Here is a 20,406-nt window from a genome sequence, read left to right as displayed (position 1 = left end):
TATTATACGTTCTTCCCGGCAGTCGGTGCCAGGAAGAACGTCAGAGAAAAAGCTATATAATAAACCACCAGACAAGAACTGAAAGACCAGCGCCGACTATGCAGCAGATTGCATCATTCATCGTATCCACAAGACCGGCAGGCTGAAGTGCTTTTTCAGATACATGGTTATGAGAAGCGTGTACCTTTTGCCACCGCTGTGCATTTCCGTGAGATATGCAATCGCTTATATATTCAAGCACTTCCCAAAACACGTGAAGTGTTAAGGAAAAGGTAAAGCCAAAGAACAGGATCACCAATTTTATCGTGCCGGAGCCTGCACTCGCAAATGCAATTCCAAAGCCCGTAAATCCAACGCCGGACAGGAAATGTATCGCCCGGTCCCACCATTTATATTTATCATAAAAGCGGTGGGAGCCGCCTAAGTATAATGCCATGAATATGATGATAAAATATACGATGATGCTGAAGGCATCAATTCTTATCTGAAATATGGCATTTAATATTTGCGGCAAAAATGACAATGCAAATACTAAGATAACGGATTTCATTAACTTAAATTCCCGTTTGTAAACATGATAAACTGCCAACGCAAATAAAGCACACCGAAAAATAATCTCGCAGAGACTCAAAAGCTTCATATTATCACCTCAAGAGTTGAGTATGCACAGCGGCTGAAATTATTATGCGTTGTGATTCCTTAAAGATTTAATCGTTCCCAGTTCCTTCAAATATTAAAAATTGAATTCCTGCCCAACCAGTTTTTCCGCATATTCTTCCACGGCTTTCTCAATTCTCCGATAAGTCTCAAGGACTTCTTTGCCTTTTTCAGTTAAACGGGTCCCTCCGCGTTCGTTTCCGCCTTTTTCAGAAATAACAACAGGAAATCCCAATTCTTCTTCCAGGGTCCGGACCATCCGGATGGCCTTTGGATAAGAAATTCCCGTATATTCCGTTGCTTTCTTTATAGACTTATGAAGTTCAATGGCATCCAGCATTTCTTTTACGCCTTTACCAATGAAAATCCTATCTTTACCGATCCTTACTCTTGTAATTACGCGCATCATTCATCACCTCAAATTTACTATACAAAGATTTTTGATTTGTGGCAAGGGGAATATAAATAAAAAATCAAAATTTTTGTTAGCTTGATTTTTTAAAACCGATATATTAATATATTTATATCGAAAATAAAGAGAAAATCATTCCTGTTCTTTAGGCGGTTTGTACAAATTGGCCGATGGTTGTTAAAATTTTACCTAAAAAAATTTGTTAATCATAATAAAATCAGGATGAAAAAAAGAAAGGAATCACTTACCATGCGGAGAATATTCAAAAAGAAAGGTATTTATCTATCAGGATTGCTCTTATGCATCACACTTGCATTAGGTGCCTGCAAAGGAACTGGAGCAACTGCCGGTTCATCAGCACAAGAAACACAGACGGCAGCAGAAAGCAGTACAGTTAAGACAGAGGAGGCGGCACAGAACGATTCCTCAGTCCAGGAGGTTACAGACCATGCCGGGCGCAAGCTGGAGCTGCCTGCAACTATCAGCAGTGTATATTCCACCAGTCCCGTAGGAACCATGCTCATGTATACCTTTGATGACAAAATGGTAGCCGGTGTAAATGTGAACATATCCGATGCAGAAAAAACCTATTTGACGGAGTATTATACAGCTCTTCCTAATCTGGGCGGCTGGTATGGCAAAGGAAATCAGGGAAATATCGAAGAAATCATCAAAGCGGCACCGGATGTGGTACTTTCCAGCGGAACGGATCAGGGAAGCATCGATCAGGCGGAACAGCTGCAGAAACAGCTGGGCATACCGGTAGTATTGGTGAAAAGTGATTTGACGGATCTGCCGGAAACCTACCGCTTTTTAGGCAAGCTTTTCGGCAGGGAAGAACGGGGAGAAGAATTGGCTTCCTATACCCAGAAAACATTGGATCTTGCAAAAGAGATCACGGACAAAATTCCTGAGGATAAAAAGATCCGTGTTTACTATGCAGAAGAGCAGGACGGTCTTCATACCGACCCATCAGGTTCCTCTCATTCCCAGTTAATTGACCTGTGCGGCGGAATCAATGTAGCAGATTGTGATATTACGCCGGGATACGGCCGCACTGCTGTTTCCATTGAACAGGTCATGAAATGGAATCCGGAACTGATTATCTGCAGCGTGGACAACGGATTTGCAGATTCCAGCAGCTATAACACCATTATGAACGATGGAAAATGGTCAGTCATCCCAGCGGTTAAAAACGGTCTGGTGTTTGAGACCCCCATGCAGCCTCAGAATTGGTTTGACAGGCCGCCTTCTGTAAATACGATAATCGGGATCAAATGGGTCCATTCCATTTTGTATCCGGAATACGTGGATTATGATATGAAGGAAGAAACAAAAGAATTCTATAAGCTGTTTTATCACGTGGAACTAAGCGATAAAGATGTGGAAAACATCACAAAGAACGCTTTGCGGAAGTGAATCAAATCATGATAACAAAGGAATTATTGACAGATAACATTGCTATGGTCTTAGAAACCTATCCCTATGCCGGCGACTTTTTTGCAGCCTCCGGCATAGAAGGCTTTTCTGAGCAGTCTCATTTAAGCGTCCGGCAGTATATTGATGGGATTCCTGAATACTTATTGGAGGATACCGGTGCTTCCCCTTCCCAGTTGGCAGATCATTTTATCCTGTTTTTAAACCGTATGGAGTCTTTGAAGCAGAAAAAGAAATCCATAGAAAAGATCACCATTATAGGAGGACAGAACAAATTGGGAGAAGGAGAGAATCTTTCTTTTTCCATAGGAAAGGGCGAAATCATCACGGTCATGGGACCCACGGGATCCGGAAAAAGCTGCTTATTGGCAGACATTGAGTGCCTGGCCCAGGGGGATACCCAGACAAAACGGAACATTTTAATTGATGACCGCATCCCCAATGACAGGGAGCGATTTCAGATCGAAAACAAACTGATCGCCCAGCTTTCCCAGAACATGAATTTTGTCATGGATCTTCCTGTTATGGATTTTCTGCGCCTACATGGTGAGAGTCGGATGATCGAATCCCTTGACAGCGTTATTGAGAAAATATTTGATGTTGCCAATGATCTGGCAGGTGAACGGTTTTCCAGGGAAACGCCATTAACAGAGCTGAGCGGAGGCCAGTCCCGCGCCCTGATGATAGCAGACACCGCTTTTTTAAGCACTTCCCCCATTGTGTTGATCGATGAAATCGAGAATGCGGGAGTGGACCGGAAAAAAGCGCTGCGTCTGCTGGCTCAGGAGCAAAAAATCGTGCTCATGTCAACCCATGACCCCATCCTTGCTTTGATGGGGGATAAGCGCATCATTATTGAAAATGGAGGCATAAAGTCGGTTCTGGATACCAGTGATATGGAAAAGAGAAATTTAAAGGAACTGGAAGATATGGACAGAAAAACAACAAGGCTGTTACAGATGCTCCGCGGGGGAGAACGGGTGGAGATATCAGTTTCAATGCTTTAGTCAGGAGGTTTATTGTGATAACAGGAACGATGAGGCTCAAAGAGATCCTGGAACAGTATCCGGAAAGTTTTGAAGTGTTCCGGTCCAATGGCTTTGATTATGATAAGCCGGAGTATTTTTTAGAAGAGGCAGGCCCGGATACCATGCTAAAGACCCTGCTTCATGTAAGGGGTCTGAATCAGGAGCTTTTTTTATACTATCTGGACAATGCTGTCTTAAAGGCAGAAGCAGAGCGCCAGTATCTGCTTGAGGACTTTTCCCCGGGGGAAAAGCTGGATTTTTACGGCAATACCATTTGTCCTTTAAAATTCACCTTCCGGGATGCCCTGGAAGATTTAGAGAGGAAACATATAAAACACCATGGGGTTTCAAGGAAGTGCTATCTGGAGTTCGGGAAAATGACAAACGATACCTGCGAGGAATCCTGGGCAGACCCGGATCCAAAGCGTTTTCCCGGATTGCTGTTTTCGAAAGAGTTTAATGAATACCTGGGACTGGATTTCCAGAAGAAAATGGCTGGTATGTTTGCCGGCGGCTTCTACCAGGACGTGAATCCCGCATTAAAGGCAGCAGGCTTATGGGATCCGGAGGATATTTATACCGTTTATGGTGTAATGGCAGAAATGTTTATGATCGATAAAAAACGGCTGGGCAGTCTTCCGGTTCCCAGGACCCTTGAGGATCTCCTTGATCCAGTCTATGAGAATAACATCATTATCTTTGGAAAAGACCGTGATACTATATCCAATGCCATGTTTTTATACTTATATAAACTGTATGGCGAAGAAGGGATCCGGAAATTTGCCAAAAACGTAAAGCACGCTCTTCATGGCAGCGTGATGTCAAAAACAGCCGGAAGCAACCGGCCGGAAGGCGGGGCCATATATCTGGTCTCCTGGTTTTTCGCCCAGACCTGTGTGCGGGATGAGGTTGAGATTATATGGCCTGATGACGGAGCCATTACCCTGCCCATGTATATGCTTGTGAGAAAGGATGAGGCAGAGAAGGTAAAAGATATTACGGATTATATCATTGGAGATGACTTCGCCCAGGCTTGTATGAAGGCATATACACCGCCTATGAACGGGGAGGTGGATACAAAGCTTCCCCCTGGCGCTGCTTTTCAGTGGCTGGGCTGGGATTTCATCCGCGAGCATGATATTCCCTCTCTGGCGGAACACTGCCTTGATGTCTTTTTTCAGGAATGGCAGAGGCTTCATCCCGGAGGTGTATTATGCCCATGAAATTGATTACGGTTTCCGGGCCGCCTTCTGCGGGTAAAACCTCTGTTCTGATCCGGATCATTGAGCAGTTGGGAAAGGACAAGGCAGGAGTGGCAAAATTTGACTGCCTGTCCACCTCGGACGCAGATCGGTTCGGAGAACATCAGATCCATTCTGTTGTAGGGCTTTCAGGAAACCTGTGTCCGGATCATTTTTTTGTCAGTAACATAGAAGAGTGTGTGGCCTGGGGATTAAAAAATAGTTTTGAATATCTTGTAATCGAAAGTGCAGGGCTGTGCAATCGATGCTCTCCTCATTTGCGTGAATTTTTAGCGGTGTGCGTGATCGATAATTTATCAGGCATCAATACCCCTCATAAAATCGGGCCCATGCTTCGATATGCCGACCTTATTGTAATTACAAAAGGGGATATCGTGTCTCAGGCGGAACGGGAAGTCTTTGCATTTAAAGTGAAAATGGCAAACCCCAAGGCGGATATATTATTCCTTAACGGAATCACCGGACAGGGCTCTTTTGATGCTGCGGAATATTTCCGAAAAGGGAAAAGCCTTCTATCAAGCAATATGCAAGACTGCCGTCTCCGGTTTACCATGCCAGCGGCCCTTTGCTCCTATTGCCTGGGAGAGACCCGGGTAGGGGAAAATTTTCAAAAAGGAAATATTAAAAAAATGAAGATAGGATGATCAGAAGTGGATCAAACAAAAAACAAAATACCGCCGGTGCAGATGCTGTGGATGCTTGCAGTTCTTTTGCTGGTCTCCGTATTACTGTCCTTACTGGCAGGACGCTTCCCCATATCATTGACAGACATCATAAAGACGCTGGCAGGGCATCCTGAAGACCAGCAGATCGCGCATATCATTTATCAGGTCCGTCTGCCCCGGATTTTTGCTGCCATCCAGGTGGGGGGAGCGCTGGCGGTCAGCGGTGCGGCGTATCAGGGGATGTTTAAAAATCCTCTGGTATCGCCTGATTTACTCGGAGCGTCTTCGGGCGCTTCTTTTGGTGCTGTGATGGGAATTGTTATGTCAGTTGGCATTGCAGGCATAAAGATGATGGCCTTTGCATTTGGCCTGCTGGCTGTTATGTTGGCATGGTTTATTGCCGCCCGGATCGGAAAAGGAAATAATACGGTGTTTCTATTGGTTCTTGGAGGTATCCTTGTCAGTGGCCTGTTTCAATCATTGATCACTTTGATGAAATACACTGCGGATACGGAAAACAAGCTGCCGGAAATTACTTTTTGGCTGATGGGGAGCTTAAACAAGGCCACCTATCAGGATGCCTTGGGCATGATGGCGCCTTTCTCCATATGCATAGCAGTTTTGGTATTTTGCAGCAATAAAATCAACATTCTTTCTTTAGGTGAGGATGAGGCAAAGGCATTGGGTGTGAATACCCGGTGGCTGCAAGCCGTCATTACCATTACAGCTACTGTTTTAACGGCATATTCCATATCAGTGACCGGGACCATCGGGTGGATTGGGCTAATCGTTCCCCATTTGGCAAGAATGCTCATGGGGCCTAATTTTAAATATGTGATCCCCGGCTCCCTGCTATTAGGGGCCGTTTATCTTTTGGTAATGGATGACTTGTGCCGCAGCTTAATGACCATTGAGATTCCTCTTGGGATCACCACGTCCCTGGTTGGAATCCCTTTCCTCATATTTCTGATGAGCAGAAGAGAAAGCGGTTGGTGAAGCAAATGAAGATGGAAATGAAAAATTTAAGCTGTGGCTATCATGGCCATGCAGTGATCGAAAATATCAATATCACCATCGGAACAAAGGAAATGTGGTGTGTGCTGGGGGCAAACGGGGTGGGAAAAACAACGTTTTTTAAGACGGCCCTCCGCTTGCTGGAACCCATAAACGGCCATCTCCTGTTAAATGATATCCCTCTTGAAAGCTGGAACCGGAAGGAGCTGGCAAAGCAGATCGCCTATGTTCCTCAAAACCATGTTCCGCCCTTTGCCTTTACGGTTAAGGAGGTCATTGCCATGGGAAGGAATCCACATCAACAGGGAATGGGAAAGCTTGGGGGAGAGGACCGGAGAGCAGTGGAAGAGGCTATGGAGCTGCTGGGGATCGAATATCTTTGCAATAAGGATTATACCCAGATCAGCGGAGGAGAGAGACAGCTTACCCTGATTGCCCGTGCCATTGCCCAGCAAACGCCCATATTGGTGATGGACGAACCAGTTTCCAACTTAGATTTCGGCAAACAGGCCAGGATTATTTCCCATATCAGCGGTCTGGTGGAAAAACTTGGCAGGACAGTAATTATGACGACTCATTTTCCGGACCATGGTTTTTTGGCGGATGCAAATGTATTGATGCTTTATAAAGACAAAAGGCATTGCGCGGGAAAAGGAAAGGATGTCATTACGGAACAGGCTGTAAAAGAGTTATATGATATTGAAAATCGGATCCTTTATTTAGATTCCTGTAAAAAAACGATTTGCGTGTCATTGTGAAAAAGGATGGAAAGGATGAGTTTCTTGTGTGAGCTTTCTCCGCGACTCCCGCATGGCTGGAAATCATTGACAGTCAAATTATTTATTGATATAATTCATATGTAACATATATGAATGGTATGCTATTGATTGCGGTTTAAAAACTGCTAGGGAGGACGTATGACTTTAGAAGAAAAAAATGAAAAGCTGAAAACATATCTTTCTCAGTTGGGGAGCGTTGCTGTTGCTTTTTCGTCCGGCGTGGATTCCACTTTCCTGTTAAAGACAGCTAAAAACGTACTGGGAGACCGGGCTATTGCCGTAACCGCCCGTTCCTGTTCCTTTCCGGAGAGGGAATTAAAAGAAGCAAAGGAATTTTGCGAAACAGAAGGGATCCGGCATTTTATTGTGGACAGCGAAGAACTGGATATAGAGGGCTTCAGCAGTAATCCGAAAAACCGCTGCTACTTATGCAAGCATGAGCTATTTGAAAAAATTGCCGTCATAGCGGACGAATACGGCATGGAGCAGATTGCGGAAGGGTCCAATGTGGATGATGATGGAGACTACCGCCCCGGCTTAAAGGCCGTGGCGGAATTAAATGTCCGCAGTCCTCTGCGGCATGCGGGCCTTTCCAAGGCCGATATCCGCGAACTCTCCAGGCGGATGGGATTAAAGACCTGGAACAAACAATCTTTTGCCTGCTTATCCAGCCGCTTTGTCTATGGTGAGACTATTACAAGGGACAAGCTGTCCATGGTGAACAGGGCCGAGCAGCAGCTACTGGATATGGGATTCCACCAGGTAAGGGTCCGAATCCATGGAACCATGGCCCGCATTGAAGTGTTGCCTGGTCAGTTGTCTGGATTGATTGCGGAACCCAAACGGCAGGAAATTCTTACCGCTTTTCATCAGCTTGGCTTTTCCTACGTCACCATAGATCTGGATGGCTACCGGACGGGAAGCATGAATTTAACCCTTGGTGAAAATACTGGTTTGGACTGATGTTTTATGGCGGATATTGATTTTTTTGTGAAATTAAATAAATTTAGTATTTTGCTGAAACAGACATCCGATTGCGCGATTGATCCCCACAATACCCGATATATGTAAATAATCCTATATATAAAACAGGAATAAGTATTGCTGTCGAAATAGAATAAGTATTTGCAGATAGTCCCAACAAAGCGGCAAAATGATAGCTGGGGAAAAAGTATGCTATGATTAGAAATCTATCATTACTGGCTACGGCTGCGGCTATCCCTGATTCTAACATAGTATACAGCAAGCATGAGATAATAAGTAGTGCTTTACGTTTTATGAATACATACATTAAATTAAAACAGCCGTATATGAAAGCAGCAACAAAACCTGAATAAGAAATAGAGCCAAATATTGTAATGGTCTTATTGTTCCGACGTTAAAACTAAAGGACAGACCAATCGTGTTGATAAAAAGTGTCAACAATATAAAAACAATCATGCCTTTTGCACTCGATAACAACGTTGAAATATAAGTTTTTCCCCACTTTTTGATTTTGTTTTTCCCCCTGAATCCTGTGAGTGCTGGAGCAATATATTGAAAGTGGTGTAAAGTAATAATATGCCTCCCACGATTCGGATATGAAGCCACGGTATAACGAATAAAAATCCGGCTACAGCTATAAATATCAGCTTAAAAGCCAAAGACGTACCAATACCGATCCGACGGGCCTTTGTTGCTTTATTCGGAGACATCCCATTTGTCGCTAACGCCAGTACTCCAATATTCTCACATGCGATCATAAAGTTCAAGAATAGTACCTGTAAAAGTAACGCCAATACAGCCCCCCTCCCTTCTCCCTAAAAAATGATACTTTGCCATTTATAAATATATGGCTTGTTCATTTTTACTATGACAACATTCTGTCATGTAATAAAGGTCAAAAAAAGCTCCATTTAGAACAAGAGTACGGTGAGATAATTGGATCGGTTCGTGCTCATGCTGGCCAAAGGTATTGTGACACTGTTGCTGAGAACCGTGGAATTTGTGCAGTAAATGCTTCTGCTTCCGTCAGGCTCTATTGCAATGAAATGAGCGTGTTCTTTGTTAAAAGGTAAACCACAGCTTTGACACATTGCGTTTTTTATGGATTCCTATTTACCTGCCGTTCAGACTTTGATAGCAAGTTGTTAAGATGATGTTAAGATTATCTTTTTTCTATTCCTTTTTTTGGCAATTTTTACTAAGATAAAAGCAGTAAAGGAGGAGTGATATATGAATGCTATTATTATTTTATTGATTGTTGTTTATGCAATCATAGGTGGGTTGTCCACTTTGTATCTGTTTTTAAGTATGCCAGCAGTTATTATATGGAAGATTTACCGTAAGTTTAAATATCACATATCCTTAATGAATTGAACTCCGCATAAAATCCAAATTTTAAAGGGTGTCCTTATACTATGATTTTCATAGGAGGGGACACCCTTACGCGTATCCAACTGCCGGACTTTGCGTTGGCTTATGCTGTGACTCTGGATCCAGGGACTTATGCCGGTCCTGACAGACAGATTATACATTGGTAAGCCTTCGGAACAGATTGTTTACATCCAGCTGGCCATATCCCCATATGTTGTTTGGAAAAACATTAGCTCCTTCCCGCCTGGCGCCTCTTATCAGAAGGCGGTTCACATCGTATCCGGTCATGGAAGTATAATTTCCTCTGGAAATGGCCCACTCCAGGATCATGGCAATAGCGCCGGCCGTATGAGCGGCGGCTGCCCCTGTTCCGGTAATGGTTCCATACTGATTCCTCGGGATGGCACAGGGAAGCTGATAGCCTGGAGCTGCAATGTCTGGTTTGACCAGTCCGCTTCTTGTATAACCCCTGCTTGACTCTATGAGTATGCTGTCATTAAACTGGTTATAGGCAGTAACCGTTAACTGGTGAAGGCCATTGCCGGGAGAGGTTATGGTGGTATCCGGATTAGGGTTAAGAAAAAAGGTATCATTTGAAATAAGATTTCCGGAAGGCAACCAGGAGTGAAAGGATATAGGCTCATTTTCAACACTCTGGATCCGGATGCTCCAGACTCCGGGCAGGGCATTCTGAAATCGCAGCAATATGAGCTGGTCTCCGGTTTCCTCCTCAAATATAAAGTTATTTATCCAAAGCACACTTGGGGTAAAAATGAAGTTGAACATTCTGCAGGAGCCAATGGTGGGATAAATCAACTGTGTGGATTCCCTGTTTGGCGTGGAAACGTCAATGGCGAACCGTCCAAGGGCATAAGGCCATATTTCCATGGAAAACAATTTATCCTGTTCCCCGACTCTTAATTCAAAGTCATTGTAAAAGGGGGGTTCCGTAGTGTTGTTAAAGTAATGCCTCCGATCATTTCCTTCATTTCCGGCAGAAACGGAAAGGCCGATCCCGGGAAGCCGCCCCAGATAGTTTAGGTAATTGCTGAGGGCGCCGCTGCCGTCATGCCCTTCCTGGCTGCTTCCCAGGGCGATGCATATGACCACGGGGCGGCTTATGCTTTGTGCATAGGAAATCAAATAACGTATTGCTAGGATAATATCAGATTCCTGAAAGCAAAGAACATCTTCTGGTACAAAAAAGATTTCTTTGAGGTTTTGCTTTGCCTCTTTCAGCTTTACGACCACCAGTTCGGATTCCGGAACAATGCCGGAAAAGGTACCCTCTGAATTTGGCTTACCGGCGATTACGCTTGCAATAGATGTGCCATGGCCGTTGGTGTCAACGGAAGGTACAATGGATAAGGGATTATCTGATCTCAAAGCAAGATTGATAAGCTCCCTTCTATATTCGGTACCAAAAGTGAACCCTTCAGGAGCAGGACCGTTCTGGATGGATTGGTCCCAGATAGCGAGGATTCTGGTGGTGTTATCGTTATAAAGAAATGCCTGGTGCTGGTATTCAATTCCGGTATCTATGACGCCAACGATGATTCCCCGCCCAAAAAGGCCTAAAAAAGGATTTCTCTGTACGGTGCCAATTCCTGATTTTTCAATGCTGACGGTGGAAGTCGGCACATAGAGAGTCGGAAAGCTGTGATAAGGATACACGCCCAGGTTGCAGGGGTCCGAGTTTGTCTTAAGGACATGAAGCAGTGAGTGCCTGAAATTCAGCGTAGTAATGTTATCCTCGGAAGCATACATGGGGATTGAAACATTATTAATAATAAGGTCATAGTAGTTATTGTCCAGAATCTTTTCCAAATTTCAGCCTCCAGGTCTGATTCAAAAGGAGCATTTGTTTTATATTATGCAGAAGGAGTGCTATTATGAGCAGCATAGAGGTTTGTTTTAGTTAGATCTGTGAAAGATTTTGACACTGTGGCTGTCTGATCCTGCTGATTGCTGATGGCAAAAATTTGCACGGCATTCCGTGAATAACAAAAGCACCGGAACCCAGGAGCCTGTTTGCCAGAGACCCTTAATCCGCTAAAATTATAAAGTAACAGGCTAAAATGTCTTTTATGGATTGACAAACATGGAATAGCAGGTAATATAATATTTATCAGGAATGAAAAATCATTCTTTTAATCTAGGAGGTATATATTTATGAAGCTGTTTCGATGTACAGTTTGTGGCTATGTTTATGAAGGAGAGACCGCACCGGAGAAATGTCCAAAATGTAAAATGGGTGCAGAGAAATTTGAAGAGCTCAGTGACGAAGATACGGAGAAAATCTATCGTTCTGACCGTACCAATGCCATTCATATGGAAATTATCACGTTAGCAGAAAAGATTATTGCATTAAGTAAGGAAGGAATTGAAGATAATTTAGATCCTAAATGTGTATCCGCTTTTACTCAGGCAAAGGATGAAGCATGGGTAATCAAACAAAGATCAAAAACAGAACTTGCAGGACATATGAAACTGGGAAAATATTAATTGCGAAAATAATGTTTTTTGAAAAATCAAAACACCGGAACCCTGGCAGGAGCAAGGATTTCCGGTGTTTTTGCTGTATATGGGTATAAGAACGTTATAGTTTCACTGTACAAAAGCTGCCAACGATCAATAATTAGTTGGTAGTTTTTATTGCAATAAGTAAGGCAATCAAAGATTTGTATGATAAAAGAGAGGGAGCCGGCAAGATCGGGGGAGATCCTGCCGGCTGTTATGAAAAAAAGTACTACTTTTAAGGTTATTGGCCTCTTTGCAATTTATAATATACCGGAAATTTGTGACGGGATTTTGATAAAACTGTGAAGAGTTTGTGAAAGCATGAATAGAACATTGGAAACTCAATATTGATAGTTCGCAGTTTTTGGGATAAAATAATACATAAATAGTAATTCAAGGGGGATCGTTATGGAAAGTATAGAAAACAAGCTGACAGTGCTGTCACGTATTGCGAAAGAATTAAATCAGAAAGATGTCTCATGGGCCATTGGAGCGTCTTTACTGTTATACTTCAAAGGAATCACATCTGAATTTCATGATATAGATATTATTGCGGATGAAGCAGACGTGGAAATAATAAAAGATGTTTTGTTATCTTTTGGAAACATTCAACAGACTAATCCAAATGTTAAATACAAATCAAAAAGTTTTATGGAATTCATTGTTGATGGCGTTGATATTGATGTAATGGCAGGTTTTGCTATTATCTACAATGATAAGGAATATCATTTTCCTTTAAAAAAGGAAAAGATTAATGATTACGCAGAAGTAAATGGTATTCGGATTCCTTTACATTCCATTGAAGAATGGCGCAATTACTATGAGCTGATGGGACGAGATGAAAAAGTAAATATGATCGATGCATATCAGTAAATTTCTAATTTTATAAATTAAATAACTTCTAACTATCAGCATAAAGCTGGTAGTTTTTTGAATTGTAAAAATCGAAAAGTAATGCACGTTATCCTATAGGAAAATTAAGTTGGCCTTCTTTGTGTATAATTAATGACAGTAAACCTGTAATAATTTGCGGTTTTATGTCGTATTTTCAGACATTAACAATCAATCCACAATTATTTCCACATTATTGTGGATAAGTGTCACTTGAATGTCAAAAAAGAGAGGGGGTTGCCCCTCTCTTTGCCGCTTTGTTTCCCTATGGGCATTGATCGCTTCATTTTTCAATGCTCGCTTGCAAAAACCGTTAAAGCCACAGCAGATTTTTGGGTTTTCAGTTTGGTTTAATCTTCTTTACCCATTTCATAAATAACACTTTTATAGTTCATTTATCGTATCAGTTATGGCCATCTTTCGAATCCGTTTTGATGGAACATAAACCGCAGCGACAGCGGCAACGAAAACGAACAAAATTATTATCATTATGGGAATAACAGGGACGCTCCAAGTGGCGTAGTTGAAGTGGGTAGTAATAAGAATGTCATATAACAACTTGCTAAACAAAAGACCGGCAACACAGCCAACTGCACACCCGAATAAGGCATAGGTAAATGCTTCGGCAGCAATCATTTTTGTTAGCTGATGTTTGTCCATACCGACCGCACGCATTGCTCCATATTGCTTTATTCTTGCAGATACACTCATGGAAATACTGTTCATAATATTTAATACTGTAACCAAAGTAATGATTGCCAAAAATCCATATACGAACAACAGAAAAGCAATATACGTACTGGTGGTACGCTGGTCGCGCCTGTCACCAAACGTACAATTTTCATCTAAGGCATTGTGGATTGCTTCCACATCTTCGTCTGTTGCATCCTTCGTTGTCTGTATCATAACAAGAGAATAATCGGTTACACCAGTCAGACGTGTAAAGGTTTCTCCGGAGGTGACGAGCGTTATTTTTCCGTTTGTGCTACCGTCACTGATGAAGGGGTCAAATTTTAGCATACCTGCAATTTCAAGTTCTTCATTGCCTGCCTGTATTTTATCGCCTATCGCTAAGGGACTATCTTTGTCCCAAGTTGTAAGGACATAATTGCTATCCCCATACACTTTTGAAATATCGCTGCCTTTTCTGAGTTCCTTATCTTTTGTAAGACAGTCCAAATCATAATCATCATAGGAAATCATATCAATCGTATCAGGCAGTCGAGTATCTCCATTTATTTCTGCCGGAATATCAAAACAACTCCTACGACCATAAACACATTTTACACCATCCATACCTCTAAGCTTAGCGAGCAACGCACTGTCTATCGAATTTAAACTGTCGTTACTTGAAATATTGATGTCAGAAGTATTCGACGACTGGGGCATAAGGTAGCCGATAAACTCTATGAAAACGGAAAAACTTAAAAAAAGGATAATACTAAGTGCAAAAGAGCTTGTCATAAGTATCAAGTTTTTCTTTACTGATATTGCATGGTGAATACCAAGGGAGGTTTCAATTTTAAAAAAACGGCTATTCATTGCATGCTGAATATTATTTGTGTTTTCTGAATTGCCCGATACTGCCGTTACAGGCGATACCTTAGCAGCTCGTTTTGCCGGAGAACTGGCGGCAATGAGAACCGTAACAACACCCACAATTATTCCGCTGATCATGCCGATTGGGCTGATTCCCCAAAGGGGCATATTAGAAAACTCTCCACCGACAAGGAACCGTAACGAAGCACATAAACCCCATGTGATTACAATTCCAAATATAACACCTATCGGAACCGCAGTTTTGCACCAGTTAAGAGCTTCCAGCCGTACAAAACGGATAATTTGCTGTCTGCTCATTCCAATACAGCGCATCATTCCGAAAAATTTTGTCCGTTGGGCGACATTGCTGTTTATGCTGCTTGAAATCATCAATACTCCTGCAATCAGTATCAGAATAAACAATACTACCGCCACGGAAAATAATGTCTGCACAGTTGCATTGTTGCTCAATCCCTGAAGTGCCAGACTGCCATGCTTATTCAGTAATCTTGTTTCCTCCATTCTAACACCCATTTCTGCCATACTGAAAACAGCAGTTACCAAAAATACGGCAAATATGATACACAGAAGCGTCATGCGGTTCTGCCGTCTGTGTACTTTTGCAGAAATCGGAATTAGGCTAAGATAGCTTTTCATTCGCGGCACCTCCCAAAGTCGGTCAGTGCGCCATCGGATACTTGCAGTACCCGGTCTGCGGTTTGTGCGATACTTCGATTGTGAGTAATCATAACAATAGTCTGTTCATACTTCTTGACAGCTTCTTTCAGTAAAGCGATTACCTCGCTGCTATTTTGTGTATCCAAATTACCCGTTGGCTCATCCGCAAGGATAAGCGACGGTCGCGTAATTAGCGCACGGCCTATTGTTACACGCTGTTGCTGTCCGCCTGATAATTGACTGGGTAAATGGTGGCGGCGTTCTTTCAAATTAAGCACCGTAAGTAGTTCCTCAAGATACTTTTTATCGGGCTTTTGATAATCAAGCAGTACAGGAAATATGATGTTTTGCTCAACATTCAATTCTGGTATTAGATTAAAACTCTGAAAAATGAATCCAATATTTCTACGCCGAAAAATCGTCAAGCTGCTATCTTTCATTGAAAAAATATCGTTACCGTCAATAAATACCTTGCCGGAAGTGGGCGTATCAAGCGCACCTACCATATTCAAAAGTGTACTCTTGCCGGAGCCAGATTCCCCGACAATTGCGACAAATTCGCCTTTCGGAACGGAAAAGCTGACATCTTTTAATGCGTGTACGGCAGCTTCGCCGCTGCCATAGGTTTTAGAAATTGATTTAACTTCCAATAAATTCATAGGTTATCCACCTCTTTCTGCCTTTGTAGAAAGATTATCACATTAAGCTTACTGCAATATGACACTCACCCTACAAATTTGTAGGAATTAAAAAACTGATTGTAAACGTAGTGCCAATACCCAATTCGCTGTCAACCTCGATGGTTCCGCTGTGTGCTTCAAAAATAGCTTTCGCAAGCGGTAAACCAAGTCCGATACCTTGTGTATCTTTGGAAAAACGACTGCGATAAAATCTTTTGAAAATATGGTGTAAATCCTCTGGATGAATACCGCTTCCGTTGTCTTTTATGATAATCTGGACAACAGACGCAAACTGCTTCCATTCAATACGGATAGCATTGCCTTTCTGTGTATGGTCAAAAGCGTTTTTAACAATATTGCTGATTGCTTCAATCAGCCAGTTACGGTCACACAATAAGGTAACGGTATGATCACCAGACAGATATATATTCTTTTCCTCTTGCTCGGCACGATATGAAAAGTGACTTTCTATACAGTCCATCATTTCAGATACATTCTCTATAGCTTTTTCTATCATAATTGTTCCAGCGTCAAGCTTTGTGATTTTCAAAAGATTTTGTACCAGCATTTCTATTCTGTCAAGTTCCTGTTCTGAAAGAACAGTAAATTCTTTGATTGTCGGTAAGTTCTTTGCTTCTTCTTGCATAATACCGTTATAGACATTAAGCGCAGCAAGAGGGGTTTTTAACTGGTGAGAAATATCGGATATGGTATTTTTCAAAAACTTTTTAGCTTTCTCCTCATTTTCAGCATGGGCGTTCAAAATGGAAACTAAGGAATTTACTTCATGAAATAATCTGTATAGCTCGCCCTCATCATTACACTCGATACGTGCGTTTTGATTTCCAGAAATATAATCTTTGATTTGTGTTACGGCATTTTCCATGATTTTATTTTGTTTTTTGAAGTATCTGAAACCCATTGCCAATATCGAGATGCTCATGCACAAAGAACATGCCAATATACATAGTGCTGCGTTTTCAAATTTCAAACCTATGAAAGCAGCAGAAAGAAATGTAAATGCTAATATGAACAGCAGTACCCAACTAAATAGTAATTTGATTTTTTTGTTTGTCAGTATTTTCATCGTACACCTCAATCCATAGTATTCCATTTATATCCCATACGCCGAACCGTCACTATTTTTTGGGGTTCGCCCGGATTTTCCTCAATTTTAGTACGCAGTCTGCGGATATATACAGTAAGGGTATTGTTATCTATATAGTTTTCGTCACGATCCCATAGTTTGCTTAAAATCTGTTCCGGCGAAAGTACAATGTCCGGATTTTCCATAAACAGGCATAGCAATTTATACTCACTTGCTGTTAAGTCAAGCTGTTCTTCATTTTTATAGACTTCTCTTTTTAGCAGTTGTACTTTTATACTATTAGAGTTTAATTCGGTATCTGCCTGATTAAAATTATCACTTCTGCGAAGCAGAGCATTTATTCTTGATAGAAACACCGCTAGTTTGAAAGGCTTTGTAATATAATCGTCGCCGCCTATATCCAGTCCCATTATGATGTCTGTTTCCTCATCAGCCGCAGTAAGAAATATAATCGGTATCTTTGATGTTTTACGAATTTTTTTGCATAAATCATAGCCAGAGCCGTCGGGTAGTGACACGTCCAAAATCACTAAATCATATTTCCCATTTATCCATAATGTTTCTGCTTCAAGACTTGTACGGGCAATATCTATTTCGTATCCTTGCTTTTTGATAACATAAGATAAACCACTAATTAAACTCAAATCATCTTCAATAAAGAAAATATGTTTCATTCGTTTTCACCGTCCTTGAAAATTTTATTAACTTAGCTAATATTAAGCGGCAGAAGCCCCCAGAGTATATATCTGGACTTTAATAAATTCGTGTTGCATTTAATGGCAAAACACATATTTTAGCGGCACTTGTTTGCTATTTAATACAAAATAGAAACACCGGTAAACCTCGTATGTACAAAGGCTTCCGGTGTTTTCGCAGTTCATATGATACTGGAAGTAATGGGGCTCGAACCCATGACCTTTCGCGTGTGAGGCGAACGCTCGTCCCAGCTGAGCTATACTTCCATTTCATGGAGATAGCGAGACTCGAACTCGTGACCTATGCGTTGCGAACGCATCGCTCTCCCAGCTGAGCTATATCCCCATGTCTAAATTATAGCACGAAGATTCTGAATTACAAGTATTTTTTATACAAATGAAACAAAAAAATTCTTATCTTTAATCCGGCTTCTTTTTTAAAGAATGATGTTTGACTGACAGCCTTCCATCCAGCTTTTAATGTTGTCAAAGACGATTTTTGCCCGGGCCTCCATGGATTGCACCGAGGCAAAGGCCACGTGAGGGGTAACAATGGTATTCTTGCTTTTAAGAAGTGGATGTTCCGGATCAAGGGGAGGCTCTGTCTCAAAGACATCGATTCCAGCGCCGGAAAGATAGCCATTATTTAATGATTCGGCCAAAGCATTAGAATCCACCACAGGCCCTCTTGCGGCATTGATTAAGTATGCGCCCTTTTTCATTTTAGCAATGGTGTCCCGGTTGATTAAATGGCGGGAGTCATCGTTTAAAGGACAATGGAGGCTTACAATGTCAGAACGGGATAACAGCTCGTCAAGGGATACGAATTCCATAAATGAAGGCTCGCTTCCGGTCAGACGCCGTTTGTATCCCAGAACTTTACAGCCAAAGGCGGAACAGAGTTTTGCAGTCCTTGTCCCAATAGCGCCGGCGCCTATGATACCCACGGTTTTTCCCATAATCTCGCAGCCTATCAGGCCGTCCTTGGTTTTTCCTTCCCTGCACCGGGCTTCCACCTGAGATACGTTGCGAAGAAGAGAGAGCATCATGCAGATCGTAAGCTCTGCCACGGCTTCGGTGGAATATCCGGCTGCATTGCTGACTTTGATTCCTCTTGATCTTGCTGCTTCCAGGTCTACATGATCAACTCCTGTAAATGCAACGTCTATGAATTTTAAATGCTCACAGGCGGATATTACCTGACCGGACAGCGGCATATTGGCAATCATGATGACATCTGCCTGCCTAGCCCGTTGAATCTGGACTTCTTGGTCCGTATCCTTTGGATAGGCGGCGAAGCAGTGGCCGGCATCCGTCAGCGGCTTTGCGTATTCATTTAAAAGGCTGTCCGGGATGCCCAGGGATTCTAATAATACGATGTTCATAGGTTTCACTCCAATCTTTGCATAAAATTACAGGACCGCAGTAAATGCGGCCCTGCAATTCTTATTATAGCACTGATTGAAAGATTAAAAAAGATGGGATTTATAAGTCTGAAGGTTCCCTTCCTGCAGGAAATGCGGTTTAAGGCCGTTCCCACGATTGCGGTTCCATAAATTTATATGTTATCCTGCGATCTCAGCCAGCCTCTTTATGATGGGCAGATGCTGTGTACAGAGCTTCTCACATTTGCCGCACTTAATACAGGTTCCGGCTGAGTCATTTGATATCTGCCAGTGACCTTTCAGGCGTTCAAACATATCATTTCCCAGCAGCTTCATGTTGTAGGCATCCATGAATTTTGGAATGTCAATGTCTTTGGGACAGTGCTTGCAGTATGCGCAGCCGGTACAGAGGTCGTTGATGATCATGCCTTTGTTTTCGTATTCCTCATAGATTTCAGCAGCCGGACGCTCAGTTAAGTTTTCCACGGCTTTTACGGCATCGTCTACGTGCTCTTTCGTGGTGCAGCCCGCGAGAGTGATTGTTATCTCTTTGTGGGAAGCCACGAAGTTTAAGGCAGCCTGTGCTACATTTAAGTCTGTTCCTTCCGTCAGATAGCGGAAGGTGTCCGGATTTCCCGGTATAAGGCCGCCTCCCAGGGGATTCATGACTACAACTCCCATGCCATTGTCATAGGCGGCCTTAATGCCTGTCTGGCGGAAACGGTAGTTGAGCGCATTGTAACCAATGAGCATTCCCTTAAATAGATTTGATGCTACGGCAGACTCAAGCTCGTCGCCCTGCATGTGGGATGAAAATACGATATTGCGAATCAGCCCTTCTGATTTGGCTTTCTCAAAAAAGGAATAAAGGATTTCCACCTGTTTGGAAAAGGAATCCAGATTCAATATGCACCACAGATGATAAAAGTCCAGATAATCCACTTTTAGCCGGCTTAAAGTAGTTTCAAGTCTCCTGCGGTAATCTGATTCCGTGTAGGTGCCGCCTACAGTGCCTAAGTTGGTTTTTGAGGAAATATAGTAACTGTCTCTGGGAAGCTGTGAAAGGGCTATACCTGTGATGGTCTCGCTTTTATCATCGCAGTAAAAAGGAGCGGTATCAAAGTAGTTGATGCCTTTTTCATGGGCATACAACGCAACTTCCGCACATTTTTCCAGATTACCTGATTTGACATCGTCTGAGTCATACCTCATACAGCCCATGCCGATGGCGGAGACTTTTATACCGGTGTTTCCATATTGTTTATAATACATATAATACCTCCAAGATTTATTAGTGGTTC

Annotated in this window: 18 protein-coding genes, 2 tRNA genes and 1 pseudogene; 9 read left to right on the top strand and 12 right to left on the bottom strand. The window is 42.4% G+C overall.

From position 1 onward, the window contains the following. Positions 1 to 52 precede the first annotated feature (52 nt). Positions 53 to 640: a DUF2238 domain-containing protein gene (locus AC27IJ_RS07355; protein ID WP_487148211.1), complete on the bottom strand. Its 588-nt coding sequence runs from the start codon at positions 638 to 640 to the stop codon at positions 53 to 55. A 93-nt stretch (positions 641 to 733) separates the two neighbouring features. Further along, the gene (locus AC27IJ_RS07350) at positions 734 to 1,066 is read right to left on the bottom strand and encodes a winged helix-turn-helix domain-containing protein (RefSeq protein WP_312443133.1); all 333 of its coding nucleotides are present in this window, start codon (positions 1,064 to 1,066) and stop codon (positions 734 to 736) included. A gap of 252 nt (positions 1,067 to 1,318) precedes the next feature. Here AC27IJ_RS07350 and AC27IJ_RS07345 point away from each other — a divergent pair, with 252 nt between their 5' ends. From AC27IJ_RS07345 to larE, 7 genes are all read left to right on the top strand, one after another. Beyond that, positions 1,319 to 2,488: an ABC transporter substrate-binding protein gene (locus AC27IJ_RS07345; RefSeq protein WP_487148209.1), complete on the top strand. Its 1,170-nt coding sequence runs from the start codon at positions 1,319 to 1,321 to the stop codon at positions 2,486 to 2,488. Positions 2,489 to 2,496: 8 nt separating this feature from the next. Next, positions 2,497 to 3,513 (top strand): ATP-binding cassette domain-containing protein, encoded by a 1,017-nt coding sequence (locus tag AC27IJ_RS07340; RefSeq protein WP_312443135.1) that lies wholly within the window; start codon positions 2,497 to 2,499, stop codon positions 3,511 to 3,513. 14 nt (positions 3,514 to 3,527) lie between these two features. Further along, on the top strand, positions 3,528 to 4,757 hold the full coding sequence (locus tag AC27IJ_RS07335) for an ABC transporter substrate-binding protein (RefSeq protein WP_312443136.1): 1,230 nt from the start codon (positions 3,528 to 3,530) through the stop codon (positions 4,755 to 4,757). Beyond that, positions 4,748 to 5,440: a GTP-binding protein gene (locus tag AC27IJ_RS07330; RefSeq protein ID WP_331655676.1), complete on the top strand. Its 693-nt coding sequence runs from the start codon at positions 4,748 to 4,750 to the stop codon at positions 5,438 to 5,440. Before AC27IJ_RS07335 ends, AC27IJ_RS07330 begins: the two co-directional genes overlap by 10 nt. A 6-nt stretch (positions 5,441 to 5,446) precedes the next feature. Beyond that, entirely contained in the window at positions 5,447 to 6,457 is a 1,011-nt protein-coding gene (locus tag AC27IJ_RS07325; protein WP_487148206.1) for a FecCD family ABC transporter permease, read from the top strand. Between the two features lie 5 nt (positions 6,458 to 6,462). Further along, on the top strand, positions 6,463 to 7,233 hold the full coding sequence (locus tag AC27IJ_RS07320) for an ABC transporter ATP-binding protein (protein WP_487149028.1): 771 nt from the start codon (positions 6,463 to 6,465) through the stop codon (positions 7,231 to 7,233). A 159-nt stretch (positions 7,234 to 7,392) separates the two neighbouring features. Continuing rightward, positions 7,393 to 8,217: an ATP-dependent sacrificial sulfur transferase LarE gene (larE, locus tag AC27IJ_RS07315; protein WP_312501253.1), complete on the top strand. Its 825-nt coding sequence runs from the start codon at positions 7,393 to 7,395 to the stop codon at positions 8,215 to 8,217. A gap of 473 nt (positions 8,218 to 8,690) precedes the next feature. On the opposite strand, the gene AC27IJ_RS07310 is transcribed toward larE, so the two are convergent. Continuing rightward, positions 8,691 to 9,005, bottom strand: coding sequence for a TerC family protein (locus tag AC27IJ_RS07310; protein WP_487149026.1), 315 nt, complete (start codon positions 9,003 to 9,005; stop codon positions 8,691 to 8,693). Between the two features lie 757 nt (positions 9,006 to 9,762). Then, on the bottom strand, positions 9,763 to 11,436 hold the full coding sequence (locus AC27IJ_RS07305) for a S8 family peptidase (RefSeq protein WP_312443140.1): 1,674 nt from the start codon (positions 11,434 to 11,436) through the stop codon (positions 9,763 to 9,765). A gap of 345 nt (positions 11,437 to 11,781) precedes the next feature. On the opposite strand from AC27IJ_RS07305, the pseudogene AC27IJ_RS07300 reads away from it, so the two are divergent. After that, positions 11,782 to 11,901: pseudogene (locus AC27IJ_RS07300) on the top strand (rubredoxin-like domain-containing protein); the annotation flags it as partial. A 636-nt stretch (positions 11,902 to 12,537) separates the two neighbouring features. Further along, complete coding sequence (locus tag AC27IJ_RS07295; protein ID WP_312443142.1) at positions 12,538 to 13,002, top strand: nucleotidyltransferase domain-containing protein; 465 nt, start codon at positions 12,538 to 12,540, stop codon at positions 13,000 to 13,002. 402 nt (positions 13,003 to 13,404) lie between these two features. Here AC27IJ_RS07295 and AC27IJ_RS07290 read toward each other — a convergent pair whose 3' ends face one another. From AC27IJ_RS07290 to AC27IJ_RS07255, 8 genes are all read right to left on the bottom strand, one after another. Continuing rightward, a complete protein-coding gene (locus tag AC27IJ_RS07290) occupies positions 13,405 to 15,216 on the bottom strand; it encodes an ABC transporter permease (RefSeq protein WP_487148203.1) in 1,812 nt (603 codons plus the stop codon). Further along, positions 15,213 to 15,896: an ABC transporter ATP-binding protein gene (locus AC27IJ_RS07285; protein ID WP_487148201.1), complete on the bottom strand. Its 684-nt coding sequence runs from the start codon at positions 15,894 to 15,896 to the stop codon at positions 15,213 to 15,215. The genes AC27IJ_RS07290 and AC27IJ_RS07285 overlap by 4 nt, the downstream gene beginning before the upstream one ends. A 70-nt stretch (positions 15,897 to 15,966) precedes the next feature. Further along, positions 15,967 to 17,004: a sensor histidine kinase gene (locus tag AC27IJ_RS07280; protein ID WP_487148199.1), complete on the bottom strand. Its 1,038-nt coding sequence runs from the start codon at positions 17,002 to 17,004 to the stop codon at positions 15,967 to 15,969. Positions 17,005 to 17,012: 8 nt separating this feature from the next. Next, positions 17,013 to 17,699 carry a response regulator transcription factor gene (locus AC27IJ_RS07275; protein ID WP_312443147.1) on the bottom strand — a complete coding sequence of 229 codons (687 nt, stop codon included), beginning with the start codon at positions 17,697 to 17,699 and terminating at the stop codon, positions 17,013 to 17,015. A gap of 214 nt (positions 17,700 to 17,913) precedes the next feature. Beyond that, positions 17,914 to 17,987 (bottom strand) — tRNA-Val (locus tag AC27IJ_RS07270). A 6-nt stretch (positions 17,988 to 17,993) separates the two neighbouring features. Then, a tRNA-Ala gene (locus AC27IJ_RS07265) sits at positions 17,994 to 18,066 on the bottom strand. 91 nt (positions 18,067 to 18,157) lie between these two features. Continuing rightward, the gene (locus tag AC27IJ_RS07260; protein ID WP_487148197.1) at positions 18,158 to 19,105 is read right to left on the bottom strand and encodes a 2-hydroxyacid dehydrogenase; all 948 of its coding nucleotides are present in this window, start codon (positions 19,103 to 19,105) and stop codon (positions 18,158 to 18,160) included. A gap of 180 nt (positions 19,106 to 19,285) precedes the next feature. Next, positions 19,286 to 20,377, bottom strand: coding sequence for an aldo/keto reductase (locus AC27IJ_RS07255; RefSeq protein ID WP_312443150.1), 1,092 nt, complete (start codon positions 20,375 to 20,377; stop codon positions 19,286 to 19,288). Positions 20,378 to 20,406 lie beyond the last annotated feature (29 nt).

Source organism: Lacrimispora sp. YZC11 (assembly GCF_057543815.1).
The sequence above is the reverse complement of the archived record's forward strand: the minus strand, read 5'-3'. Positions and strand labels throughout refer to the sequence as shown.